Here is a 25,998-nt window from a genome sequence, read left to right as displayed (position 1 = left end):
CATTGTCAAAACCCATTTATGTCCGGTAAATTCGTCGCTCCAATATCAAATCACTTGGATAATAAAGGCGCTTGCACAGTGGTATTTGTTGCAAAACGTATAATCAACGTTGTAATCAAAACCTCAATCACTACAATCTCTGGTTCGATTTTTCAGTTAACGTTTGTATGCCGAAGTTAAACCAAGATAACCCTGTTCAAAGCTCCGCCCTTTCCGATATCGAAACCAGCAGTAAGATTCAATCGGCATTAGAACCGAAGTTTCACAAGCCAGAGAAACGTCTCTGCTTAAGCCCTGGCCTGTCGGATAAGCATTTGGCGCGCCGTTGGCAAGTATTGGAACACGTGACCAATAAAGATCATCTCCTTGATCCTTTCACGCAGTCACATTGCGATGCTTACTCCAACAACATCGAGCACTTCATTGGTACTGTTAATGTGCCGGTCGGCATTGCAGGCCCTTTGCGCGTCAACGGCTTGTATGCGAACGATGACTTTTTGGTTCCGCTCGCAACGACAGAAGCCGCGTTAGTCGCTTCCTACAACCGTGGCGCAAATCTTATTACCGCCGCTGGTGGCGCGAGCGCATTGTTGCTGAGTGAAGGGGTGAGCCGAACGCCAGTGTTCGCCTTTAATAACCTTGCCGACGCTGGCCAGTTCGTCAGTTGGGTTGTGACCCAGTTTGACGCATTTCGTCAAATTGCGGAATCCACCACCTCACATGGCAAACTCAAAGACATCAATGTAAATATCGAAGGAAACCACGTTTATTTGGTCTTTGAATACGTGACTGGTGACGCTTCCGGACAAAACATGGTGACCATCGCAACAAACGAAGTGTTCCATCATATTTTGGCGACCAGCCCAATCAAACCAACTCAAGCATTCTTGGATGGCAACTTATCAGGCGACAAAAAACCAAACGCGCACACACTGCGCTCGGTACGCGGTAAGAAAGTATCCGCCGAAGTGACCATTCCTGCTGAGTTGGTGGAAAAATATCTGCATACGACGCCGGAGTCTATGGTTCAATTTGGCAAAATGACTACAGTGGGCGGTTTACTTAGCGGGACAATTGGCGTCAACGCGCATTACGCAAACGCGCTTGCCGCGCTGTACATTGCTTGTGGTCAAGATGCCGCTTGCGTTGCAGAGTCTGCCATTGGAATCACTCGTATGGATGTGGACGCTCAAGGCAACTTGTACGCGTGCGTGACCTTGCCAAACATCATGGTGGGGACGGTTGGTGGTGGTACTGGCCTTCCAACACAAAAAGCATGTTTGGATATTTTGGGTTTGCACGGCAACGGCAATGCGAAAGCGTTAGCCGAAGTCGCAGCTGCGCTTTGTCTGGCTGGCGAACTCTCGATCGTGGGCGCATTTTGTGCCGATCACTTTTCTCGTGCTCACCATAAGCTTGCCCGAAAATAACCTTTGTTGCTTTGTACAAGAGAACATCCGTGTGGTTTTCTCTTGTGCAAACCAATGGACTTTATTTATTGGCTCAATAATTTCTTGAAACTAACTTAAGCCTTAACAAACATACCAATCTCTTGTTAACAGTACTTTAGCTGTCCCCCTTCTATATCCATTGCGATATCTCTGCTTGTTACTCTTCATTGGCCATATTTAATATCAGCATCTTAGAAAAAATAGCATCAAAAACTTCTAGCACTATAGTACCAAATTCATCGTTTGAGTTTTTTGTTCACCACTTATAGCTACTATACTCGCCTATGCAGCTGCTTGATTTTCATAAATTTACTAAACAGCTCAAAAGAGCTTAATAACTCCCGTTAAATGGACTTAAATCGTTACTTCGGGTAAGCGAGTTAACTATGAGACGTCAGAAGCTAAATAAAATCTCTGCTTGGGTACTAGGATTGGCTATCTTATTGCTGAGCCATGTGCCTAATGTATCAGCACAAATACAGCAATCCCCATCCGATCAAACCGTTGCGCGTTTTCTCTATCAAACCTCTTTTGGACCAACTCCTGCGTTAATTAATGAGGTTAGGGAAAACGGGTTAGAGGACTGGATACAGAAACAAATCAACCTGCCAGCAACCTACCATCAACCACTTTATCAAACGCCTTTTTCTAAAGGCCTACAGTCAAACCGAGAAAATGCTTGGTATCAGATTGTTGTTACTGCTGAAGATCAGCTCAGACAGCGAACGGCTTATGCATTGAGTCAGATCGTAGTCGTTTCTCGTTATGGCGGCGTTCTTTCCAGCAAACCTACAGGGTTAGTGAATTACTACGATCTGTTGGTTGAGCATGCGTTTGGCAACTACCGAGACCTGTTGTATGACGTTTCCATCCATCCAGTCATGGGGAGCTATTTGTCTATGCTCGGTAGTGCAAAAGAAAATAGTGCGACAGGAACGCTTCCCGATGAGAACTTTGCTCGAGAGTTAATGCAGTTATTCACTATCGGTTTGTATGAACTCAATTTAGATGGCAGTAAAAAGCTAAACCACGCAACAGGCAAACCTATCCCCACGTACAATCAAACTGATATTCAAGAGCTCGCGCGAGCATTAACTGGATGGAAAAATTCCGACATCGCATTCGTGAAACCGATGCGAGTTATCAGTCAAAGACACGACACCGGCGAGAAGCGATTTCTAGGGAACGTGATCCCATCGGGTCTAACCGCACAAGAAGAGCTTTCAAAAGTGATTGATATGTTGATGTCTCACCCAAATGTTGCTCCATTTGTTTCAAAGTTACTTATCCAACGTTTGGTCAGTTCAAATCCAAGCCCAGAGTACGTCGCGCGTGTTGCTACGATATTTAACAACAATGGGGAAGGAGAAAAAGGCGATCTAACCGCCATTGTTCGAGCCATATTGCTCGACCCTGAAGCATTAGGGATGACGGATACCCCGCCTATAAAAGTGAAAGAACCGATACTGGTCCTGACTAATTTTCATCGAGCATCAGGTTTTACGATTAAAGGATCACGTTACGAAGACGCAACAACGATGATGAACATCGCTAATCAAGGGCCGCTTCGTTCTCCTTCCGTGTTTAATTTTTACTCTCCAGACTATCAGCCGTCTAACGAGTTTACGGAGTCTGGTATTAACTCTCCAGAGTATGAACTTCTCAATTGGTCTGTTTATACCGATTTGGTCAACTATATGTTAACCAGCACTCGTAGAGGAGGTGGTGATTCCTACCACTTCGATCTTAACGAGTTTTATCTTCTTCTGGACGATCACCGTGCCTTAGTCGAATTGGTTAACGAGCGTTTCTTTGCTGGAACGGCTTCTGCTGAATTGAAAGAGCTCATGCTCACCGCCCTGAATGATTATCGTGGGGACTATGTGCCAACAACAAAACTCGCTCTAGTGATATTTACCGCCATTTCTGGCGACGAATTCTATATTCAGGATTAGGAGTGAATTATGGATATTTCACGACGACATTTTATACAAAGCACGCTATCGATGGGCGCACTAGCCTCTCTTAGTCTGCCAGGTTACTCTCTCGCAGCGCCATCCAATGACTTTCGAGCATTAATATGTGTGTATTTAGCAGGCGGAAACGATGCATTCAACACCATACTGCCATTATCGGAGGCGCACTATCGTCAATATTCCAAAGTCAGAGGGCCACTCTCTGTCGCCAAAGAAGACATACTCCCTATCAATTTAAGTGCTGTCGATAGCTCAAATCACCCAGTGAAGCTCGGCTTACACCCAAAGTTAAATGCGTTAACTTCCGTTTTCGAACAAGGCGATGCCAGCATCGTGCTCAATAGTGGCATTCTCAACCATCCCGTCACCAAACAAGCTATTGAGCAAGGTGAAGCATCACTTCCCGAGCAACTGTTTTCTCATAATTCTCAAACAGACGCTTGGTTACTTGGTGGAATGAGCGAGTCTAAAAATCTTGGTTGGGCTGGCAGAATGTTGGATGTATTAAACTCTGAATCAGAAATAACACCGCTATACAGTGTGCATGGCAACTCGCTTTGGTTACGGGCAATGGAACACCGCCAAACCGTCCTGAAAAAAGATCGCGCAGTTCAGCTTACCGCGATTGATAACCCGCTATACAAGGGGATCTATGATCGCCTTCTCTCTCATCAAACTGACAATCCATTTAATGGTCATTTTAATTTGATGGTTGATGAGTCGATGGTAATGAGTAGTGTACTGAGCGAGCAACTCAACCACATTGCTGACGAGCCGCTGTTTACGTCATCGACGCTCGGCAAGCAGATGCAAACCGTGTACAAATTGATAGCAAGCCAAGATGTCCTGAAGCAGCAACGACAAGTCTTTTTCGTTAAACACTCTGGGTATGACCTGCACGATTCGCAACTGACACGTCATCCAGTGTTACTTGAGGATCTCGCGACAAACCTTTTAGCAATGTATCGTGCGGTCGAACGGTTAGGGCTAAACAAGCAAGTCACCTCTTTCACTATGTCTGACTTCGGTCGACGGATGATGAGCAACGGAAATGGTACCGATCATGGCTGGGGTGGCCATCAACTATTAATTGGAGGCGCGGTAAATGGAAAACAACCTATCGGTACATGGCCGGAACTAATACTGGGCGGAAACGATGATTACTCTCAAGGCCGACTCATACCCAAAATTGCCGCTGATCAAGTTGGTTCAACACTAGCGCAGTGGATGGGCGTGAGTGATAACGCTGCACTGGAATACGTCTTCCCGAACATCCGTAATTTTACTCATTCAAACCTGGGTTTTATGGCTTAAGATATTTTTCAGGTTAGCTGTAGAACGCATCATCAAATAAGGGAGCCTCGCGCTCCCTTACTCATCTTATGTTTGCAGAGTGTCCGTTACACCTCGTCGCGACGGCGTTCGTTACACAGCTTAATGGCACGCTCAAGTAATTCTAACGCGGATTGCTCACATTCAGGCAGAACCGCATCACTTTCAGAAACTGGCGTTACGCGGTCACCCCATCTCAATACTGCCGCACCCCATGTCAAACCTGCACCAAATGCAGCAAGAAGCATATTATCACCTGGGTTAACTCGACCTTGCTCTACCGCTTCACACAATGCAATTGGCACCGTCGCAGCTGAAGTATTGCCATAGTTTTGAATGTTAACAAACGCTTTGTCGTGTGGAATTCCAGACAGGTCACACAAGGTTTGAATAATACGAATATTCGCTTGATGCGGAATCACAACATCGATTTGTTCCGTCGTTAACTGTGATGCTTTCAGTACGGTTTTCGCAGCTAGCCCCATGCCTTTTACTGCACGTTTGAAAATTTCTTGTCCTACAAAGTTGAAATCCCAGTAACCGTTGTCTTCCGCAAAGCGATCCATACAAGTACCAAACTTTGGTACGGACAGAATATCGCGGCCTTTTGCGTCACAACCGATTTGAGACTGTAGTAAACCCGTTTCTTTTTCCGTTCTTGATAACACAACGGCGCCCGCACCATCACCAAATAGAACAGCGGTATCTCGCATTGCCCAATCGATGTAGAAAGACAATCTTTCCGCACCAATAATGATCGCGTTACGATAGTTACCTGATTGAATCAAACGTGTGCCCGTTTCTAGGCCATAGACAAATCCCGTACATGCGGCATTTAAGTCAAAGGCAGCGGCTGCACGAATACCTAGGTTCTGCTGTACCTTAGACGCGATATTTGGAATCAATGAATCTGGTGAACAAGTCGCCACAATGATTAAATCCACGTCTGTTGCATCGACGCCTGCTCGAGCTAATGCATGTTTAGCAGCAACGGTCGCCATGTCTGACGTGTTTACATGACTAATACGGCGGTTTTCGATACCAGTGCGGGTACGAATCCACTCATCGGAAGTATCGAGGAAAGTGCTAAGATCATCGTTAGAGAGCACGGCTGGCGGAACACATTTCCCCCAACCTGTAATTTCAGCGTAGTAATTTGTCATCGCAGACCTATTTATTGTTGTATTTTAATAAAATTTCTTAGAACCTTAGGCTCAAATACAAACCTGCGCTGCGTTATTTCGGCAGGTTAAAAAATAAGTATACAAATAATGAGGCTGACTGGTAAGTCATGTTTTCATCAATACGTAATAAAGGAAGAAGTCATGTCATCGTTTAAAACTCGCTGCCCTTCGTGCGGCGGTCTAAATCGTGTCCCTAATGAGCGCGTTGCCGAATCTGCAACTTGCGGTAAATGTAAAAGTGCACTTTTAGACGGCTCGCCTATCGAAGGTACACAAGATAACTTTTCTGCTCTATTACAAAGTGATATGCCTGTTGTAGTAGATTTTTGGGCCCCATGGTGCAACCCGTGCGTTGGTTTTGCTCCTGTTTTCTCTGATGTTGCTCATGAGCAAGCCGGAACGGCTCGTTTTGTTAAGATTGATACCGAAGCTCAACAACAACTTGCGACGCAATTTGGTATTCGCAGTATTCCTACCATTATGGTTTTCAAGAATGGTCAACGCGTTGATATGATCAATGGTGCGTTACCTAAAACTCAATTCGATCAATGGTTAAATCAAGCACTTACTAAATAATCTTCCACGCCAACCTTGTTTGTAGGTTGGCGTTTTTATGCAACTTATCAACCTATCTAGTTAACAAATATTATTTATCGAAACGACTTAAATTTATCATTTTACTTGCCTAACTATTAGCCTCATATTCGCGCCGAATAACCCTTAGATTTCATTTAACTTATAGGCGCAAAACAGTGGAAAACACAGTCGTTCCTGCAGCATCACCACGAGTTACAGTTCCAGTCGTCGCACTGTCTCTTTATGCGGTGGCTTCGGGCTATTTAATGAGCTTGATCCCTCTCATGCTCGGTGAATACAACATCTCAGCAGATTACGCGAGTTGGTTGGCGAGTGTGTTTTATGGCGGCTTATTAACCGGTGCTATTTTTATTGAACGTATCGTACGTCAAGTTGGTCACCGTAACGCGTTTATTGGTTGCTTGGCCGTATTTTCGCTAACTATCGTCACACTACCCGTGTTTGCTAACGGATTGATGTGGCTTGCCGCTCGCTTTATTGCGGGTATCGCGGTTGCTGGTGTTTTTGTCATTGTTGAATCTTGGCTAATGTCTGGAGACGAAGCATCGCGTGCGAGACGTTTGAGCTTGTACATGCTATCGCTTTATGGTGGTTCAGCATTAGGCCAGTTTGGTATTGGCGTGCTTGGCGTAAGTGGCGGCGTTCCGTTTATTGCGATCACGACGTTGATCTTAATGGCGATGCTGGTGCTAATGTTCATTGAGTGTGAGCAGCCAAACAGCCATGAATCAACCGCTTTATCATTTAAGCAAATTGCCAAACTAAACCATGCAGCAATTATTGGTTGTGTTGTTTCAGGTTTGACCTTAGGCGCGATCTACGGATTAATGCCAGTTGAGTTAACTAACCGTAAAATTAGCCATCAAGACATTGGTACATTGATGGCGCTAGTGATTCTAGGTGGCATGCTAGTTCAACCAATGGTGACCGCGTTAAACAAATACATGAGCCGCACAGTGCTAATGGCGTTTTTCTGTATTTTGGGTATTTTTTCGATCGGTATGACCTTTATTTCCTCGTCAGCCGTGGTATTGGCTGCTGCATTATTCTTTTTAGGTGCAGCTACTTTTGCCTTGTACCCGATTGCAATCAACTTAGGTTGCGAAGGACTTGATGAACACTTTATTGTCTCTGCGACACAAGTCATGCTATTTAGCTACAGCATCGGCTCTGTTGCTGGTCCTGTTGTCGCTGATAAATTTATGGGCCAAGAACACGGCTTGCTAGGCTACTTGTTTGCCGCTTTGGTTGCGACTGGCGTATACATGCTACTTGCTGCGAGCAAAACCAAGCAGCGTATGGCCGCTGGCCTCTAACCACGCCGCTTCTACTCAACGAAAACGAGGGCATGTCGCCCTCGTTTTTTTATTCTTCGCATTTTTGTTTAGATAAACGCTTGTGACGGTTTGACGCGTTCGCTGCAGGCTTTTCCGGTACCATTCGCTTTTCATGAAGCAAATGACGAACCGCCAAGATGGGATGTTTCAGTAACATTCTGGGGCCAGAGTAACGCATGACCAAACGCATTTGTTCTTTCGGCTCTGGTTTGTAGCAGTGAATCGGACATTTATTACACGTCGGTTTATTCTCTCCATAAGGACAGCGGTCGAGGCGCACTTCTGCGTATTCAAGCAGCTCATGACATTCTGAGCATAAGTCACGTTTTGTTCCATGATGGTCATGACAGTAAACCTCTACCATGGCTTTTACTGTCTTAAATTCAGTGGCGAGTTTGCCAAGTAAAATATCGCTCATGCGCTATCCAAAAATCACAACATCATTGTGTAAAGTTCTAACGTGCGGCCATTATCATATTGCTGCTCAACTCGTTCAAACTCAAAGCCCAGTTTTTTGAGCAAACTTATACTACGAATATTGTCATTGTTGGTGATGGCAACCAAATTATCGAGTTTCATTTCCTCTCTAGCGTATTCCAGCACTGCGGTTGCAGACTCCGTTCCGTAGCCGAAGCCATAAGCGGAAGGTAAAAATCCATATCCGAGATCATAGTGTTGTAATGTGTCACGTTTAACCAACCCACAAATCCCGATGGGTTGTCCATCTTCTTTCTTCTCTACAACGAGTAAACTCACGCCTCTAATTTTTTGCATGCGTAGCATGTTTTCTTTTATGTAACGCGCCGCTTCATATTCGGTACGAATTTGTTTGTCTCCGACAAAACGGTAGAAGTCTGGGCGGTTATAAAGTTCTAGTATAAATGGTGCATCATTTACACTCACAAGACGCAGTATCAAACGTTCGGTGTACAGTGTTTTCATTTGGGCTCCATTAAAACGCGATAGATGATTGGACATAGGAACGTACTTGAATTTTGCGACCGATACCGGCGCTTATTTAGTTGTAACTTGATAAAAAAGTAACTATCCTGCCTCGCTAAATTAAAGGACCACCACCATGAACCGCAAGAAGAAAATCAATCAGATCTTGAAAGCGAAGCAGAAGAAGCATAACGCTAAGCTACATAAGAGCAATAAGCCGCGTTATATCTCCAAAGCTGAACGCGCGAAAATGGAAGCTGAAGAACAAAACCAAGCTTCAGAACACACGGAAAACGTTGTAGACACAGCGCAGACAGATCAAGCCTAAAAGAAAAGCCGCTTCAAGCGGCTTTTTTGATATTTGGAGCGAGTTAGCTTTAGTATTCAACACTGTAGTTCAGTGTGAATGTGCGACCTCTTCCTTTGTAGTCGTACGCTGCTGCATCGTAGTGTGCTGCATAAAGAATCTGCGCACGTTGTCCCCAAGCGGTTGTGTAGTCTTCGTCAAATAGGTTTTGAATACCAAAACCTAACTGCCCGATAGGTAGTGTTACGTTACCAAGAAGATCAAACGTAGTGTATCCATCTAGTTTGTTGTTTGCGTCATCTTCGTAATCAAACATCGTCTGGCTTTGTAGACGTAGTGAATAGCCATCCTGATAGTAAGCCGCCCACGCGTTCGCTTTTGATGTACTTGCTTTACCCGCACTTAGATCTTCCCACTTACCGTTGGTTTTCAGCTCAGAAACCACATAGTGACCTGATGCACCTAACAAAATATCACGGTTTACCCAGTAGTTAATGTTTGCTTCGGCACCGTATACACGTTGCTCGTCATCAACATTGGTGATTAGGAGCGTCTTCTTGTCATACTTGATTGAGTTATCCGACACCGAGTAGTAACCCGCCGCTTGCAGTGCGACAGTATCCGTATCTAATCGGTAACCAATTTCATAGCTGTCCGTTTTGATGCCCGACATTTTTGAGTCAGATACGTTAATGCTATTGTTCAACGCGTAGTGACCATTTGCATCCGCGGCATCGTAGCTACCTTGGCCGTAGTACTTTGCAGGATCAGCGAGTTCGAAACCTTGAGAGAAGTTCGCCCAAAGCTGAGATTCATCGTTAAGCTGATAAATGGTGCCCAAATTAAATAAGCTCACAGAGTAGTCAGTGCTGCCACCTGGTACCGCATCCGCTGATACACCATTACCCGATGCGATCTTCTTTTGTATACTATAGGCAACAAAATCATCAATCTTATTGTCCATGTATTGGTAGCGGTAGCCTGCTTGTACTGACCAATCTTGATTGATTTGGTAATCCCCTTGGACAAACATTGCGTAAGACGCCACATCAACATCTGGGTAACGCCCCACTTCGGCATAGGTTCGATTAATTAAGTTCCCAGAGCTGTTCGCAATGGTTGGATCGAACAGAGCCTGGTTACTTTCAAAACGGTCTAAGTACGCATCGACACCATAAACAAGTTTGAATGACTCCCAGCTTTTAGCTAACGCTAAGCGCCCAGCAAAAACTTCTGTTTTTTGTTGAGAGGCACTTTGGTAATAAGGAGTAAAGGTTTGGTCTTCACTACGGTAAGATAACTCGCCTATCAGTTGATGACCGAATACGCTGTCGTGAGCGTAGTTCGCACTTAAGAGAACTCGCTCTGTACCATGTTCACGGTCGGAATCGAACCCCTCTCGTACATCAACAAATTTATTGTTAACAATGTACAAACCGTATGGCGAATCTTGCTGGCTGTCATAGTATTGTGCGACAAGGTTTAACTTGCTGGCATCGGAGATTTGAATCTCGGTCGATCCCATAACATCGAGCGTTGAATTATACTGCAAAGAGCCCTGTGAAATGTCTGGGGTGACAATGTCGCCATTTGCGTCAAATGCACCTTGTGTCTCGGTGTACACAACCGAACCTCTAGCGGTAATTCGCTCATTACCACCCGAGATAGACTGAGCGAGTTTGTAATCAAAGTCATCGCTGCTATTAAAGCCTGTAGTGCCACTCACGTAGGATTCAAACGACAAGTCATCCGAGTACGCTTTCTTGGTGATAATGTTAATAACACCACCAGTAGCGCCTGCACCATAAATGGAGGTTGCACCAGATAGTACTTCAATTCGCTCGATGTTGAATGGGTCTATTGCATCTAACTGACGACTAATCGGGCGAGAAGACTGTAACGAGACACCATCAATCATTACCAACATTGCTCTACCGCGAAGGTTCTGACCATAGTTAGTTCGACCACCGGTGCCGACGTCTAAAGAAGGGATGGTTGCAGAAAGAATATCACCCAGTGTCTTGCCCGCACGATATTGCTGAGCAATCTCTTCTTGGCCAACAAACCAAACCGTTCCTGGAATATCGGAGATCGATTTCGGCATCACACTGCCTACAACAACCAATTGCTCATCGCTCGGAGTCGATGTTTGTTGAAGATCTTCTGCTGCTATTGAGCTAACTGCGTATCCACTGCTCATCGCAAGTACGATGAGATTGAAAGAAAACGTCCTTTTCATCATTGTATTTATCTTTTTGTTGTCAACAAGAGCATGCAATGATACTTATTCTCACTCTCAAATCGAGCACTGTTACACAAGTTAAATAAATGTTAATTAAGAACCTTCTTGCTCATAAGCTGTCGATTTTCCTCTAAACGAGGACAATCTGCACAAAGCTTTCTGCCTTCACACTTATAGACTAAACAACAACTTTTTCTTACTAACTTTAGCGGCTGATCAGATTCCGTCTCATGAAGTGAGCGGCTATTATCAACATCCAAACCCATTGCGCTTAGCCACAAGACCGCATGCTCCTGAAGTGTCGAGTTAGTCATTTGCGGAAAGCGCTGTTGGAGACGAATTAAACAAGCCATGATTCCGTCCGACATCAATTGATGGGTGAAGCCAGGACGAATGCGTGTCCATTGACTCATCTCTTGTTGATAGAAGTCGAACAGTTCTCGGATTTGACGCCCCGCCTCTTTTATCAACGCTTCTGGCTCGCCATGTATATGCGCTTCGTCGGCGAATCGGTACCCAGAAACAAAACAAGGTTTGAGGTGCTGCGCTATCTCGCGAATGTTTGGCAACGTGTGGTAACCGTAAATAGAGATGAATGCGACATAAACTGGCTGCCAACAAAGTAAATCCCACGTTCTTGTCAACCAATATGCTTTTCCCGCTTCCGGATGAGCCTCCGAGATTTGCTGGTAAAGGCCTTGGATGATCGGGTTGATATCATTCTCGATATGGATAGCTTCTTGCCCTATCTCGCCGATATCACCGTGTAGATAAGGTGTAATCTCACTCGAAGTTTGAAACAGTTGCGGGAAAAATTGCTCAGACATGATGGCTTATTGTTGGTGTAGTCATTCTGACACCTTTATACCCAAGCACCAATCGCAATGCAAACTATTATCCTTTGCGTTTTCATAACAAAGAAGCACCTTTAGGGTTAGTTATGACTGTATTTCCGCGTTCTGTGAAACTGTAAGGTCTGGTTACGTATGCGATGAATAGCAACAAACTCTTAAACCTCTTCGCATTTAACGCTCACATGATCGCAAAAATACACAGCATAAAAACACCCTGATAAAACTGTGTTAACAGTTCCCCTGTGTAGCGTGAGTTATTGCCAATAATTGAATATTGCTGTTTCTTATCCAGCGGATTGTGAACAACATGAAGTATTTTCTTTCTGAATATCGAGACAATACAAAGAGGTAATTTGGCTATGTAGCCCTCTGTTTTGAATAAGGAAATCCACATGTTGTATCTTGAGTTTCTATTTTTGCTCGTGATGCTGTATATCGGCTCACGTTATGGTGGTATAGGCCTTGGGGTCGTATCCGGAATTGGCTTGGTGATTGAAGTCTTCATCTTTAAGATGCCGCCAACCTCTCCTCCTGTCACCGTCATGTTGATCATTTTAGCGGTGGTAACATGTGCTTCCATTCTTGAAGCCGCTGGCGGTTTGAAATACATGCTGCAAGTTGCCGAGCGTGTGCTTCGTAAGAACCCAAAACGCGTCACCCTTATTGCTCCGTTCGTGACTTACTTTATGACCTTCCTACTTGGTACAGGTCACGCGGTTTACTCTATCATGCCAATCATTGGCGACGTTGCACTTAAAAACGGCATTCGTCCTGAGCGTCCTATGGCTGCCGCTTCTGTCGCCTCTCAAATCGCAATCACGGCATCACCAATTTCAGCGGCCGTAGTTTACTACTTGGCGCAACTCTCTGATATTCAACACGAGATCACTCTGCTCTCAATTCTGCTCGTTACTGTACCTGCAACGCTATTCGGTACGTTGTTGATGTCACTTTACAGCCTAAAGCGTGGTAAAGAGCTAGACGACGATGAAGAATACCAAGAGCGTTTGAAAGATCCTGTGTGGAGAGAAAAAATCCTCAACACAACTGCAACGTCTCTTGATGAAGTACTACCAACAAGTGCTCGTAACTCTGTATTGCTGTTCATTGCTTCTATCTTGGTTATCGTCGTTATCGCGATGTGGCCAGACATTCGTACCATCGTAGATGGCTCGAAGCCAATCAGCATGGCAGTTGTGATTCAAATGATGATGCTCTGCTTCGGCGGTATCATTTTGCTTGCGACCAAAACTGACCCGCGTGACGTACCAAATGGGGTGGTATTTAAATCTGGTATGGTGGCGGCGATTGCTATCTTCGGTATTGCATGGATGTCAGATACCTACTTCCAGTACGCTATGCCTCAATTTAAATCTGGCATCGTTGAGATGGTAACCAACTATCCTTGGACATTCGCGCTTGCGTTATTCATTGTGTCGGTTGTGGTGAACTCTCAAGCTGCAACGGCTCGCATGATGCTGCCTGTTGGTCTCGGCTTAGGTTTGGAACCTGCGCTGCTTATCGGCTTGATGCCAGCGGTATACGGCTACTTCTTTATTCCAAACTACCCTTCAGATATCGCGACTGTGAACTTCGATACCTCGGGCACAACTAAGATTGGTAAGTGGTACTTCAACCACTCATTCATGTCTGTGGGCTTAATCGGCGTGATTGGTGCGTGTTGCTTGGGTTACTTGCTAGGGCAAATGATCATTCCTTCGTAACTAGCCAAATCAACGATAAATTAGAGGCGAGTCATTGTACGTTTCGTACAGCCTGAGTGACTCGCCTTTCTTTATTGCACTATTACTACAGCAAGAAATCGTCATCAATCGCGACAAAATTGTCGGCACAATCAATCAGAGTTTGGGATGTTAGCTTAGGTACACCATAAACGGTCACCGTGTTATTGAAGCGCTGCTGAATTCTCTCTACTAGCAGACTAAAGTCTCCATCTCCCGAAACTAGAATCACTTCCTCAACTTCGGGAGCAATTTCAATTGCATCGAGAGTAATACCCACATCCCAATCGCCTTTCGAGCTACCATCACGACGCTGGATGTAGGGTTTAAGCATCACCTCAAAGCCAACACCCCGAAGAATATGGTGGAACTGACGTTGCTTGGGATCATTGCTCGCAATAGCATAAGCACGAGCACTTACCACCTCTTTCCCTTGTGTGGCAACATACCAAAACTGGTTGTAATCAAAATTGCTTCGATACGCTTCGCGACAGGTGTAATACACATTCTGTACATCAACCAAAATGGCGATTTTTTGTTTGCTTTCCGAACTCATCTATTTCTACGCTCAATTTATTTGCTGCCTACCCTATGCCAGTTTTGGAAAAAGCACAATGAGCCAATTCCACTAAACTTAACGTATAAAAAGTTATTTGGGTTTCTAGGGGAACTGTCATGGGCGGAAAGTTACTAGTGATACTGCTTTCTTGTATCTTGTCATCGACAGCATTTGGTTATCCAGCGCACTCCAAATACTGGCCACATAGAAGTGTGCTCTACTTTGCGCCAGAAAATGATGAATACGTCAAACAATTCTTGCTAGAAACACTTATGAATGAGTGTGAGTTGGAAGACAGAGATGTCGTCACGCTGGTCATTACAGAACAAGGTTATACTTTTCCTGCTTGGCTTAAAGAAGAGTTCGACCTAAAAATGCTAGCTCGTCTTTATGAGGTCGAAAAAGGTTCTCATACCGCTATTTTGCTTGGTAAAGATGGTCTAGAAAAGCACCGTTGGGGCGCAGAAACAGACTGGCCGTTTATCAACAACCTCATTGATCAAATGCCTATGCGTAAGCAAGAAATGCAGAGGCAACAAAGCCCCTGTAAAATATAGTCAGTTCTGGGCAGTATTACTTTGCGAACCAATCCAACTTGTTGTGAAGTTGAGTCACGCTGCCAACCACAATCAATGCTGGGCTCACGGCTTGCTCTGCCATGATCGATAGCTCGTTCAACTTTCCTTGGAACACACGCTGCTCTGGGCGCGTACCGTTTTCAATAATGGCGCATGACATCTCAGGATCTAACCCATGAGTGATCAGCTTATCCATAATGTGGCCGCTTTGCTTCAAACCCATGTAGAAAACAAGTGTGTTGTTGGATTGTGCTAGAGAATGCCATTCAATCTCACGACCATCTTTTTGTACGTGACCAGTGATGAATTGAACGCTTTGCGCATGGTCGCGGTGTGTTAATGGAATACCAGCGTAAGCCGTTGCACCCGCTGCTGCTGTGATCCCCGGAACCACTTCGTATTTAATACCAAATTCCGCTAGTTCTTCTAGCTCCTCACCACCACGGCCAAAGATAAATGAGTCACCGCCCTTCAGACGCACAACACGCTTACCTTCTTGCGCTTTCTGCACCAAGATTTGGTTGATTTGATCTTGAGGTACACAGTGAAAATCGAGCTTTTTCCCAACATAAATCATCTCTGCTGATGCATGGGCCAACTCAAGAATCTCTTTTGATACCAATCGGTCGTACACAACAACTTCAGCCGCTTGAATGGCTTTTAAGCCTTTTACTGTGAGCAAATCAGGGTCACCAGGACCTGCACCAACAAGAGAAACAAAGCCGCTGTTTAAAGATGAGTTAACAGTTGTCATATCAACGCCTATCGAAAATTTGGACATAAAAAGTAACACTCAAGTCATTAACTCAAGGTTAAAATCACCCCAAGGAGTTATTACTTTTTATAGCTAAATCAATACAATACTTATCGAAAGTTAAATGAGTTGAACAGCCCTACCTACCATAGGTAGGGCCAGATAAAAGCGGTTTATTTTGCGATTGCAGGCTCTGCTTTTACTTCTTCTTCAACTACGTTGATAGAAGGCGCTGTTTTCGCGTGAGTTAGGTACAGTGGAATACAAGTCATTACGAGACCACCAACAATATTACCTAGAATGGTTGGAATAAGGTTGAAGTTCAACCAAGTCGCGATACCAAAATCCGCACCTAGAATCATACCTAGTGGGAATAGGAACATGTTTACTACGGTGTGTTCAAATACTAGCGCAAAGAAGATGAAGATTGGGAACCACATCATTGCTACGCGACCAGACACCGAACGTGCCGTCATGTTGCCTATAACGCCTAGACACACCATTAGGTTACAGAAGATGCCGCGTACGAAACATGTGATCCATCCGTCCATACCCATGTTTTCAAAACCAAGGCTACGCGCGGTAGAAACAGCGACAAATTTCTTCGCTACTGCGTTCAGTTCTAGAGAGAAGTTACCTGTTAGTGAGATAGCCACTAGGTAAGCAACGATTAGAGAACCGATAAGGTTACCCAAGCCCACAAGACCCCAACAACGGAAGATACGACCCCAAGTGATACCAGGACGGTTTGCAAACTTAGCCAGAGGCGCTAGACCAAAAACACCGGTTACTAGGTCATACCCCATCACACTTAGAATCACGAAACCAACGGGGAAAACAAGTGCTCCTACAAGACCGATACCCGTTTGTACAATCGCGGTAATAGCAACCACCACCGCAAGCGAAAGAATAACGCCAGCCATCGTACCGCGAAGCAGAAGGTCTCGCGTGCTTGTATTAGTTTTCGCTTCACCAACATTGATCATGGTTTGCACGAATTCTGCAGGCTTAAAATCAGTAGACATGAATGTGTCCTTATCCAAAATTGAAAGTTAAAAAGTTAAAGATTGAATAGAGAAAGGCTTCCCGTTGACACCTGAACGCTATCTACAACACCTCGCTTCCCTGTTCCCCTGAGTTGATGCTTGGAAAGCCTTTGTCTATTAAATCTAGGTTTCAGTTCATTCCCTCCCCCTAAGAGGAGGGAATGAAAACCAAGCTTACGCAGAGATTTCTACTTCGCCGTTGGTTACGCGGGTTTTGTACGCTTTCACGCTAAAACGCTCGTCTTCCATGCACGCACCTGTTGTCAGGTTAAAGCGTTGCTTCTTAAGTGGGCTAGCCACCCAAAGCTCGCCTTGGTGCTCACAGATCAAACCGCGAGAAAGCACGTTTGATTGGAAGAACGGGTCTGTGTTGCTGATCGCCAGCACTTCTTCTGCTTGTGTTGGGCGGAATACCGCAACTTGCTGACCATCAACCAGTGCACAAACACCCGTGCCCGGTACGATGTCGCTGATTTGGCAAATCTTTTCAAATGACATAATCAACCTTCCCTTATGCTTCAGTGATCGCTACGTGTAGGATGTCGCCTTTCGCTTCAGGATGTTTTTCCGTGAAGGTTGCTGGGCGGTGCTGTTCACGCTCTTGTACAAACACAACGTTGTCATCGCGCTTGTCAGAGTTGATGAAGTGCGCGAAACGAGTCAGTTGTGATTCGTCGTTGATGGTCGCAGTCCACTCACACTCGTACTCGTCTACAAGCTTCGCTACGTCTGCCTCTAGTTGAGCGTTGATACCAAGCTTGTCGTTAACAATCACTTCGCGTAGGTAGTCAACGCCACCTTCCATGTTTTCCATCCAAACTGATGTGCGTTGTAGTGGCGCAGCAGTACGGATGTAGAACATCATGAAGCGGTCGATGTACTTGATTAGTGTTTCTTTATCTAGGTCACTTGCAAGTAGGTCTGCGTGACGAGGCTTCATACCACCGTTACCACATACGTACATGTTCCAACCTGCATCAGTCGCGATAATGCCAAGGTCTTTACCTTGTGCTTCCGCACACTCACGAGTACAACCAGAAACACCGAACTTCATCTTATGAGGGGTACGAATGCCTTTGTAACGGTTCTCGATGTAAGAACCCAGACCAACAGAATCTTGAACGCCGTAACGACACCAAGTTGAGCCCACACATGTCTTCGCCATACGAAGGGCTTTTGCGTACGCTTGACCTGTTTCGAAACCAGCGTCGATAAGCTTGCGCCAAATCTCTGGAAGATCGTCTTTTTGAGCACCAAACAGACCAATACGTTGAGCGCCGGTGACTTTGGTGTATAGGTTGTACTCTGCAGCAACGTTCGCTAGTGCACCCAGTGCTTGAGGTGTTACTTCACCACCCGCCATACGTGGGATAACAGAGTAAGTACCGTCTTTTTGGATGTTACCTAGGAAGTTATCGTTCGTGTCGTGCAGCTTAACCAGTTGTGGCTTAAGAATGTGCTCACCCCAGCAAGAAGCCAAGATAGAACCAGCCAGTGGTTTACAAACTTCACAGCCGTAACCTTTACCGTATTTCTCTAGAAGCTCATCAAACGTTTTGATCTCTTCAATACGGATTAGGTGGAACAGCTCTTGGCGTGAGTATGCAAAGTGCTCACACACGTCGTTCTTCACTTCGATACCAGATTTAGCAAGCTCAGCATTTAGAACAGACGTCACTAGAGGAATACAACCACCACAGCCTGTACCTGCGCCAGTCACTGCTTTGATGTCGCCCAATGTGTGGTGACCATCAGCAACCGCTTGTGCGATCTTGCCTTTGGTTACGTCGAAACAAGAACAGATCACTGCGCTTTCTGGTAGAGCATCTGCACCTAGTGTTGGTTTCTCAGCGCCTGCGTGTGCAGGAAGGATCAACGCATCTGGGTGTTCTGGTAGGTCGATTTCGTTCAGCATAAGTTGAAGCAGGTCGCCGTAGTCAGACGTATCGCCAACCATAACCGCGCCAAGCAGTTTCTTGTTGTCTTTAGAAACGATAAGACGTTTGTAAACTTCTTGCTCTTCGTTTTGATAAACGTAGCTCTTACAGCCTTCAGTACGACCGTTCGCGTCACCAATTGAACCTACTTTTACACCTAGAAGTTTCAGCTTCGCAGACATATCAGCGCCTTCGAATTTGCTTTCTGTGTTACCTAGTAGGTGATCAACGGCAACTGTCGCCATCTTGTAGCCAGGAGCAACAAGGCCGTAGAACATTTCGTTCCAAGACGCACACTCACCGATAGCGTAGATGTTCTCATCAGAAGTCTGACAATGGTCGTTGATAGCAACACCGCCACGAGGTGCCACTTCCAGCTCCATTTGGCGTGCTAGTTTGTCTTGTGGACGAATACCTGCAGAGAATACGATGAAGTCTGTTTCTAGCTCTGAACCGTCAGCAAAACGCATAACATTGCGTGCATTTGTGCCTTCTGGCGCAATCTCAAGCGTATTTTTGCTGGTGTGAACGTTCACGCCCATACGCTCGATCTTTTGACGAAGTTGGTTACCACCAGCAAGGTCAAGTTGTTCAGCCATTAGTTTTGGCGCGAACTCAACAACGTGCGTTTCTACACCCAGTGCTTTCAGTGCGCCTGCTGCTTCAAGGCCTAGCAGACCACCACCGACAACAACGCCTGATTTGCTCTTCTTCGCACACGCTTCGATCGCTTTAAGATCTTCGATAGTACGGTAAACAAAACAGTCTTTGCTTTCGTGACCTTTGATAGGTGGAACAAATGGGAATGAGCCAGTAGCAAGAATCAGCTTGTCGTATTGAACTTCACGGCCAGTGCTTGAGTAAACAATGCGGTTTTCACGGTTGATGTTAATCGCGCGTTCGCCGATCAGCATGTTAATACCGTGTTTCTCGTAGAAGCCTTCTTTTACTAAAGAAAGTTCATCTGCAGTATGGTGAGAAAAGTAAGAGGAAAGGTGCACACGGTCGTATGCGACACGAGGTTCTTCACAGAAAACCGTAATGTCTATATTAGACATATCAGCTTTCTCGACTAAGTCTTCAATATAACGGTGCCCTACCATACCGTTACCGATGACTACTAGCTTCAACTTGCTCATTATAATTCCTAAGGGTTAGGTTCTTATCACTGAGCTCATTGTTAATTGTGAAAGAAAATTAATACATGATGTAAATCAATTACAATTTCAAACTACCCTAAAGGGGTAGATGAACGTATTTATCTGACTATTGCGAAATAAAAAGTAATTTATTAACGGATATTGGTAGTTTTAACAAACTGAGATAACCGAAGCCATGCTAGCAACGGACTATACCGTTTTGCTTTATGAAGTAAGGCTGACCATCGAAACCGAGCACACCTACGATAAATCCTGCTTTGCTTCTAAACGACGCACTCACTTGACTTCACCGTTTCAAGGTGATCAGAGAACAATATCTGAAGTGATTGAAAGATTTAGAAAAATCAAGCTTCACAACAAAAATTTTTTACTAGCTAAGTCGCACTATAAAGACTAAAATCAGGTTTAGTTCATATGGAATAGCGTCCATATGATTGATACCGTAATTGACATATAGAGTGCCGTCCCATTTTTGTGAGGCGGCCTTTTATTTGGGAGTCATAAAATGTCAGAAAACAATTCTATCTACATCTCAAGCTTAGATATGAACCGAATCACGGCTTTGTTGGATAAAATGCCAAACATCGCAGCGGAGCTTGTGGAATTAGAAGCAGAGCTCGACCGAGCAACAGTTCTTGAGCCAGAACAAATGCCAGATAACGTGGTCACGATGAACTCGACTGTAGAGTTTAAATTTTCAGGTGAAGATAGAACCATGACAAAGACACTGGTTTACCCTTCTGAACTGAAAAGCAGTGATGATATCTCTATTTTTGCACCCGTAGGCAGCGCACTGATCGGTTTGTCTGTCGGCCAAAAACTTGACTGGCCAATGCCAAATAATCAAGTGAAGACAATTGAAATTGTCGATATCACATACCAACCTGAGCGTTGTGGTGCACTAAACCGCTAATCCTCAGTAGTCCCGGTGCAAAGGCCTCCATTTAAGACTTTGCACCAGGAGAGCCCCTCGCTTACCCCCTATTTCCTTCTTTGTTTTCCAAGCATTTACTTTGCTGCTCTTAAGTAACATCACCGATTCTTTATTATTTACCGCATATTCAATATTTATATCTCCAAGCTCAATCATAGAAATTGCAAAGTATTTTTCGTATATTGTCGCTCCGAAAACGACGTAAATTATGCGCAAAATGGAAGAATATCTAACTCGAATTGCCTGCTTAGAAAAAGAAAATGAAGAGCTGAAGCGGAAGAATGCGCGACTACAAGAAAAGTTGAATGCTGCACTCGACAGTAATGGACTGTGTTTGTGGGAGCAGCATATTCCTTCAGGTACTTTGACGATATTCAATATGCAATGGGGCAAAATGCTAGGTTATCAGCCCCATGAGTTAACCGCCACGGTTGAAACATGGAAAAGCAATCTCCACCCTGAAGATTACGATCTTGCAGTGGGTGCATTTGAAGATCACCTAGCAGGCAAGACCGACCTTTATGAGGTAGTACATCGCATGATTCATAAAGACGGCAGTGATAGCTGGGTCTACGATCGAGGGCGCATCGTCGAGTATGGTTCTGATGGCGAACCACTACGGATGATGGGTACTCATATCGATATTACAAAAGAAAAGCGTTATGAGCAGCAACTGGCCAAGTTGGCTTCGAGTGATCCATTGACTGGATTGTTAAATAGAAAAGCAATTGAGGAAAACTTTAATCATCAACCTCAAACCGAACCGTCTCAGCAGTCTGCTTTAGTGTTTGTTGATATAGATAATTTTAAAGCAGTTAACGACCAGCTAGGCCATCATACTGGCGACACCCTCCTCATCAATATCGCCAATAGCTTAACAGAGCTTGCGTCAAGCAAGTCTCAAGTTGGACGCATAGGAGGCGATGAATTTGTTATCTTAAACTGGCATTCAAGTCGAGAGGAAATATCCCAACTTTGCAATCAACTCTTAGATTCAATCATTCCAGTGATAAATCAAGACTTACATAAAGTAACGATAGGAATGAGTATCGGTGTTTGTCTCTTTAACAAAGGAAAGCAACCGTTTAATGAAGTGTATCAAAAAGCCGATCACGCAATGTATGAGATAAAGAAAAATGGCAAAAATGGAGTACAATTTTTCAACTTAAAAAGTTGATATCTCTCCATAAATCATCATGTTATGAAATCAGTCATTTGCTACAACTTGAACTAACTCAAGATAAATTCTTTATATCTAAGCCAGTTACCGAAATTACCCCTAGGTACTCATAAATTTGGCACGATACAAATAAATCCTCTCCTCTCCTAGCATCAACCCAATAAGCAACTACACTCATTTAACTGATAGATTAATTACTACTATTATGAAGGGAGTTGTTTTTGATGGATACAAAACAGATTTCTACAGTTATCATAATTTTAGTTCTTTCTGCATTAGTAGTTGCTTATTTAAAATTAACAACGGTATCAAATGCTATCCACAAACCTACAACAATCGGTATATCTAAGACGCCTCTGTCAGCCCCTTTTATCATTGCAGAGCACATAGGTGCGTTTGAAGAAAACGATTTAAACGTCGAACTTATCATGTGCTTTGGAGGGGTCGAATGTTCAAACCTACTTCTAGAAAACCATGTTAATTACGCCACTTTTTCTGAAAGCGTACTGATGTTTAAAAGCTTTGAATACAAAGATTTAGCATTAATCACTTCTTTTGCATCTTCTACGAATGATATTAAGCTGCTAACTAAAAAGCGGTCTGGCATAGAAAGTATAGATAAATTACCAGGAAAAAAGGTTGGTGTAATAAAAAAGAGCGCTAGCGAATATTACTTAGACTTGTTGCTACAGGTAAATGACATTGATTTAGAAAAAGTAGAAAAAATATCATCAACAACGCAGGTTATTATAAATCATTTAATGCAAGGAAACGTCGATGCAATATCTACTTGGGAGCCATACGGATTTATGGCCAAGAATAGAATAAATGAAGAAGTAAAGAACATAGGAATTATTGGCGTGTATAAACTTTACTTTTTGCTTGTATCAAAAGAAATACACATTGAAAAATCAGATCAAGAAGTAATGAAAATAATAAAGTCACTTCATCACTCAATTAACTGGATGGATAAAAACCCTCATTTAACAATGAAAATACTATCACAAAAACTTAACACAACAGTTGAAGAAATATCTTGGAGTTGGGATGATTATAACTTTCGATTAAATTTAACGAATTCTTTATTATTTACATTACAATCAGAAGCTAATTGGGCATTAAAACAAAACTATGTAGAAGGACAGATTCCAAATTACAGAAAAATATTTAAAGAAAACTATATCAATTCATATTTTGATGGTCTAGATTAAAATGCATCGTTCGTTAAACTACTATTTAGCATCACTATTCAGTCTAAGCGTAATACTATGTATCAGCGTTATAGTATACATAAGCTTCATAAAAATAGAAGATTATAAAGCCAAGAAACAATTAAACCAAATAATGGACATACAAATATCATTAGAGTCATTAAGTAGTTATCTTTGGGCTTACACTCAAAATAGGGGGAAAAACAATTTCACACAATTCATGATTTCTCATAACAAATTAAACGAATTATTATCTCAAAATGAAGATGTTTTATACCTTACTAAAGACCTAAAAAAAATGAATCTCGAACTGTATTTTTTAGTTCAATACGAAAATAATCATTTACTAGACAAAGATCGCCATTATGATTCAGTCTTAAATTATAATAAATCAAATCCTGTCATACAATCCAGAATAAACATTGTATCCCAGGATATGAATAATGAAATAATATATATTTATAAAAAAATACTTAATAATAAGTCTACAAAACTACAAAATTTAAATTATTACACTCAAGCAGGTATTATTTTTATCTCTCTGGTTGTTATGCTATTATGCTTTTATATAAAAATAAAGTTCAAGAGAAGCTTTCAAAGGTTTATAAATGGAATAAAACAATTAAGCAGGTCAAATTTTGACTATAAAATCCCTTCAGAAAATCAATTCACGGAATTTGAAAATCTGTCTTGTTACTTCAATAAAATGGCGGCATTGTTAAACCACACAACAATATCAAAATCAAAACTTAAAGAAGAAGTAGAGAATCAAACTTCAGTTCTAAATCGTCAAAAAGAAAGTTTGGTATTTTTGTCTGAGCACGACTCCTTAACTAATATCTACAATCGTCGAGCAATAGAAAAACATTTGATCCAGCTTACGCGTAATTTCAGAGGCAGTGAGAATAGTTTTAGTTTGTTTTTTATAGATTTAAATTTATTTAAGGATATTAACGATAGCCATGGCCATGAGGCAGGTGATGCAGTGTTAAAATCTGTAGCTAGTAGATTATCAAGTATTATCGACGAATCAGACATGGTAGGCCGCTTTGGTGGAGATGAATTTATTATTATTCATCGTTCACACACAACAGGTACGTCTCTGTCTGCATGTGCACTACGCTATATCCAAGAAATAGAAAAAGTAATTCATTTTAAAGGTAAAGAGTTATGCGTCGGAGCTAGCATTGGTATTGCACTCTATCCTGAGCATGGGTCGAATGTACATGAATTATTAACAGCGGCAGACAAGTCTATGTATCAGTCAAAACGTTCTAAAGCTAGCTCGTTCACTATTGTCGACAACAGCAGTTCGCTGTTAAAGAGGCCTATGTTTTAATCTAAAGTAGCTGTGGAAACGTTCTACATGCGAATATTCAACGACATCGACCACTGTGGCCACTTACAGTAATAAAGCCGCTTTTATCACATAGCAAAAGCTAAACTCGTAAGCTAAACGCTCTCCAGGCATTGAAGAAAAATAATCCATTGTGAATGGTTAATCCTCCCCTTTTAAACGTCAACTTTCACCACCATATGATAGTTAAGATTCATTAACAGGCTATAACTATCCTATGTCTTTTCCTCGTTTATCTGTTCTGGATTTGGCACCCGTGTCCGACGGAACAAACTTCACCGAAACGTTCGAACGCTCCGTTGAATTAGCTCAATCAATCGAGTCCTGGGGCTATCATCGGTTTTGGATGGCTGAACACCATAACATGCCCGACATCGCCAGTGCCGCAACCAGTGTATTACTCAGTCATATTGGAGCGCACACGAACTCGATCCGTTTAGGATCAGGTGGAATCATGTTACCTAACCATGCACCACTAGTTATTGCAGAGCAATTCGGAACGTTAGAGGCATTATACCCTGGTCGTATTGACCTCGGATTAGGACGCGCACCAGGCACCGACTACCAAACAATGCATGCATTAAGGCGGGAACCAGAGCATATGGATCCTGACTTTGAAGAGCTGTTGGAGGAACTTAATTTCTTTCTTGGTCCCGTATCTCGAAATCAACCAGTCGCGGCTTATCCAGGTAACAACACATCTCTGCCGATTTGGCTTCTGGGGTCGAGTACATACAGCGCACGTTTAGCAGCTAAGAGAGGCTTACCTTTCGCATTTGCTGCACACTTTGCTCCAGATGCAATGTCTCGTGCTCTAAACTTTTATCGAGATGAGTTTGTCCCATCCGAGCATTTAGCTCAACCCTATGTGATGATTTGTGCCAACGTTATCGTAGCGGATACTCAGTCACATGCAGATTTTCTCGCGACAACAGAGAAGCAAAAATTCTTAAAAATGATTCGCGGCAATCGCGAAAAACTTCGCGCACCAGTGAAAAGTATGGCACCACTATGGTCAGCACAGGAAAAGCTTCACGTTGAAACTCAATTACGTGAATCTATCCATGGTGATCAAACATATGTAAGACAGAAAATTGAGAAACTTTTGGAACGCACTGGGGCAGATGAAATTATGGTAAACACGATGGTGTTTGAACAATCTGAGAAGTTGAGATCCTACAGGTTACTATCGGAACTCATGGACAAGTAAAAGAATGGAGGCGCCTCCCGGAGTCGAACCGAGGTCCACGGATTTGCAATCCGCTGCATAGCCACTCTGCCAAGGCGCCTTTCTGATTTTGTATCTCTGTCACCAAAG

General features: G+C 43.4%; 23 protein-coding genes and 1 tRNA gene. 13 read left to right on the top strand and 11 right to left on the bottom strand.

Annotated features, from left to right (window positions below):
- Positions 1-167: 167 nt before the first annotated feature.
- From R7O12_RS02740 to R7O12_RS02730, 3 genes are all read left to right on the top strand, one after another.
- Positions 168-1,430: a hydroxymethylglutaryl-CoA reductase gene (locus tag R7O12_RS02740; RefSeq protein ID WP_047101062.1), complete on the top strand. Its 1,263-nt coding sequence runs from the start codon at positions 168-170 to the stop codon at positions 1,428-1,430.
- A 407-nt stretch (positions 1,431-1,837) separates the two neighbouring features.
- Positions 1,838-3,406 (top strand): DUF1800 family protein, encoded by a 1,569-nt coding sequence (locus R7O12_RS02735; RefSeq protein ID WP_176311571.1) that lies wholly within the window; start codon positions 1,838-1,840, stop codon positions 3,404-3,406.
- 9 nt (positions 3,407-3,415) lie between these two features.
- Positions 3,416-4,741 (top strand): DUF1501 domain-containing protein, encoded by a 1,326-nt coding sequence (locus R7O12_RS02730; RefSeq protein WP_025767746.1) that lies wholly within the window; start codon positions 3,416-3,418, stop codon positions 4,739-4,741.
- 86 nt (positions 4,742-4,827) lie between these two features.
- Here the strand turns inward: R7O12_RS02730 and R7O12_RS02725 are convergent, their stop codons facing one another.
- Positions 4,828-5,922: a ketoacyl-ACP synthase III gene (locus tag R7O12_RS02725; RefSeq protein ID WP_025767745.1), complete on the bottom strand. Its 1,095-nt coding sequence runs from the start codon at positions 5,920-5,922 to the stop codon at positions 4,828-4,830.
- A gap of 162 nt (positions 5,923-6,084) precedes the next feature.
- On the opposite strand from R7O12_RS02725, the gene trxC reads away from it, so the two are divergent.
- Positions 6,085-6,519, top strand: a complete 435-nt coding sequence (gene trxC, locus R7O12_RS02720) for a thioredoxin TrxC (protein WP_005387991.1) — start codon at positions 6,085-6,087, stop codon at positions 6,517-6,519.
- A 176-nt stretch (positions 6,520-6,695) separates the two neighbouring features.
- Positions 6,696-7,856 (top strand): MFS transporter, encoded by a 1,161-nt coding sequence (locus tag R7O12_RS02715; RefSeq protein ID WP_318125603.1) that lies wholly within the window; start codon positions 6,696-6,698, stop codon positions 7,854-7,856.
- Positions 7,857-7,905: 49 nt separating this feature from the next.
- Here the strand turns inward: R7O12_RS02715 and R7O12_RS02710 are convergent, their stop codons facing one another.
- On the bottom strand, positions 7,906-8,295 hold the full coding sequence (locus R7O12_RS02710) for a nitrous oxide-stimulated promoter family protein (RefSeq protein WP_025767744.1): 390 nt from the start codon (positions 8,293-8,295) through the stop codon (positions 7,906-7,908).
- 14 nt (positions 8,296-8,309) lie between these two features.
- Entirely contained in the window at positions 8,310-8,819 is a 510-nt protein-coding gene (locus tag R7O12_RS02705; protein WP_025767743.1) for a GNAT family N-acetyltransferase, read from the bottom strand.
- A gap of 136 nt (positions 8,820-8,955) precedes the next feature.
- Between R7O12_RS02705 and R7O12_RS02700 the strand changes: the two genes are divergently transcribed.
- Positions 8,956-9,147: a DUF2986 domain-containing protein gene (locus R7O12_RS02700; protein ID WP_005376066.1), complete on the top strand. Its 192-nt coding sequence runs from the start codon at positions 8,956-8,958 to the stop codon at positions 9,145-9,147.
- A 49-nt stretch (positions 9,148-9,196) separates the two neighbouring features.
- On the opposite strand, the gene R7O12_RS02695 is transcribed toward R7O12_RS02700, so the two are convergent.
- Positions 9,197-11,368 (bottom strand): TonB-dependent receptor, encoded by a 2,172-nt coding sequence (locus R7O12_RS02695; protein ID WP_017634648.1) that lies wholly within the window; start codon positions 11,366-11,368, stop codon positions 9,197-9,199.
- An 89-nt stretch (positions 11,369-11,457) separates the two neighbouring features.
- Complete coding sequence (locus R7O12_RS02690) at positions 11,458-12,195, bottom strand: siderophore ferric iron reductase (protein WP_042520969.1); 738 nt, start codon at positions 12,193-12,195, stop codon at positions 11,458-11,460.
- Between the two features lie 419 nt (positions 12,196-12,614).
- On the opposite strand from R7O12_RS02690, the gene R7O12_RS02685 reads away from it, so the two are divergent.
- Positions 12,615-13,946: an anaerobic C4-dicarboxylate transporter gene (locus R7O12_RS02685; RefSeq protein WP_005376060.1), complete on the top strand. Its 1,332-nt coding sequence runs from the start codon at positions 12,615-12,617 to the stop codon at positions 13,944-13,946.
- An 85-nt stretch (positions 13,947-14,031) separates the two neighbouring features.
- Here the strand turns inward: R7O12_RS02685 and R7O12_RS02680 are convergent, their stop codons facing one another.
- The gene (locus R7O12_RS02680) at positions 14,032-14,520 is read right to left on the bottom strand and encodes an NYN domain-containing protein (RefSeq protein WP_005376059.1); all 489 of its coding nucleotides are present in this window, start codon (positions 14,518-14,520) and stop codon (positions 14,032-14,034) included.
- Between the two features lie 119 nt (positions 14,521-14,639).
- Here R7O12_RS02680 and R7O12_RS02675 point away from each other — a divergent pair, with 119 nt between their 5' ends.
- Positions 14,640-15,080, top strand: a complete 441-nt coding sequence (locus tag R7O12_RS02675) for a DUF4174 domain-containing protein (RefSeq protein ID WP_005376058.1) — start codon at positions 14,640-14,642, stop codon at positions 15,078-15,080.
- Between the two features lie 16 nt (positions 15,081-15,096).
- Here R7O12_RS02675 and cobA read toward each other — a convergent pair whose 3' ends face one another.
- The 4 genes from cobA to nirB form a co-directional block, all read right to left on the bottom strand.
- Positions 15,097-15,855, bottom strand: coding sequence for a uroporphyrinogen-III C-methyltransferase (cobA, locus tag R7O12_RS02670; RefSeq protein WP_025767740.1), 759 nt, complete (start codon positions 15,853-15,855; stop codon positions 15,097-15,099).
- Between the two features lie 173 nt (positions 15,856-16,028).
- Positions 16,029-16,880: a formate/nitrite transporter family protein gene (locus R7O12_RS02665; RefSeq protein WP_025767739.1), complete on the bottom strand. Its 852-nt coding sequence runs from the start codon at positions 16,878-16,880 to the stop codon at positions 16,029-16,031.
- 195 nt (positions 16,881-17,075) lie between these two features.
- Positions 17,076-17,399, bottom strand: a complete 324-nt coding sequence (nirD, locus tag R7O12_RS02660; protein WP_005387969.1) for a nitrite reductase small subunit NirD — start codon at positions 17,397-17,399, stop codon at positions 17,076-17,078.
- A gap of 13 nt (positions 17,400-17,412) precedes the next feature.
- Entirely contained in the window at positions 17,413-19,977 is a 2,565-nt protein-coding gene (nirB, locus tag R7O12_RS02655; RefSeq protein ID WP_176311574.1) for a nitrite reductase large subunit NirB, read from the bottom strand.
- A 526-nt stretch (positions 19,978-20,503) separates the two neighbouring features.
- Between nirB and rnk the strand changes: the two genes are divergently transcribed.
- The 5 genes from rnk to R7O12_RS02630 all read left to right on the top strand — a co-directional run bounded on the left by rnk (position 20,504) and on the right by R7O12_RS02630 (position 25,890).
- Positions 20,504-20,911, top strand: a complete 408-nt coding sequence (rnk, locus tag R7O12_RS02650) for a nucleoside diphosphate kinase regulator (protein WP_005390213.1) — start codon at positions 20,504-20,506, stop codon at positions 20,909-20,911.
- Positions 20,912-21,149: 238 nt separating this feature from the next.
- On the top strand, positions 21,150-22,109 hold the full coding sequence (locus tag R7O12_RS02645) for a GGDEF domain-containing protein (RefSeq protein ID WP_318125611.1): 960 nt from the start codon (positions 21,150-21,152) through the stop codon (positions 22,107-22,109).
- A gap of 227 nt (positions 22,110-22,336) precedes the next feature.
- Positions 22,337-23,323 carry an ABC transporter substrate-binding protein gene (locus R7O12_RS02640; RefSeq protein WP_005376042.1) on the top strand — a complete coding sequence of 329 codons (987 nt, stop codon included), beginning with the start codon at positions 22,337-22,339 and terminating at the stop codon, positions 23,321-23,323.
- Between the two features lie 133 nt (positions 23,324-23,456).
- Positions 23,457-24,662, top strand: coding sequence for a diguanylate cyclase domain-containing protein (locus tag R7O12_RS02635; RefSeq protein ID WP_267923253.1), 1,206 nt, complete (start codon positions 23,457-23,459; stop codon positions 24,660-24,662).
- 235 nt (positions 24,663-24,897) lie between these two features.
- Positions 24,898-25,890 (top strand): LLM class flavin-dependent oxidoreductase, encoded by a 993-nt coding sequence (locus R7O12_RS02630; RefSeq protein ID WP_005376038.1) that lies wholly within the window; start codon positions 24,898-24,900, stop codon positions 25,888-25,890.
- Positions 25,891-25,895: 5 nt separating this feature from the next.
- Here R7O12_RS02630 and R7O12_RS02625 read toward each other — a convergent pair.
- Positions 25,896-25,969, bottom strand: a tRNA-Cys gene (locus R7O12_RS02625).
- Between the last annotated feature and the right edge of the window lie 29 nt (positions 25,970-25,998).

The sequence above is a fragment of the Vibrio sp. Vb1574 genome, from assembly GCF_033338675.1.
Note: the sequence above shows the minus strand (reverse complement) of the source record. Positions and strands in the feature narration are given on the sequence as shown.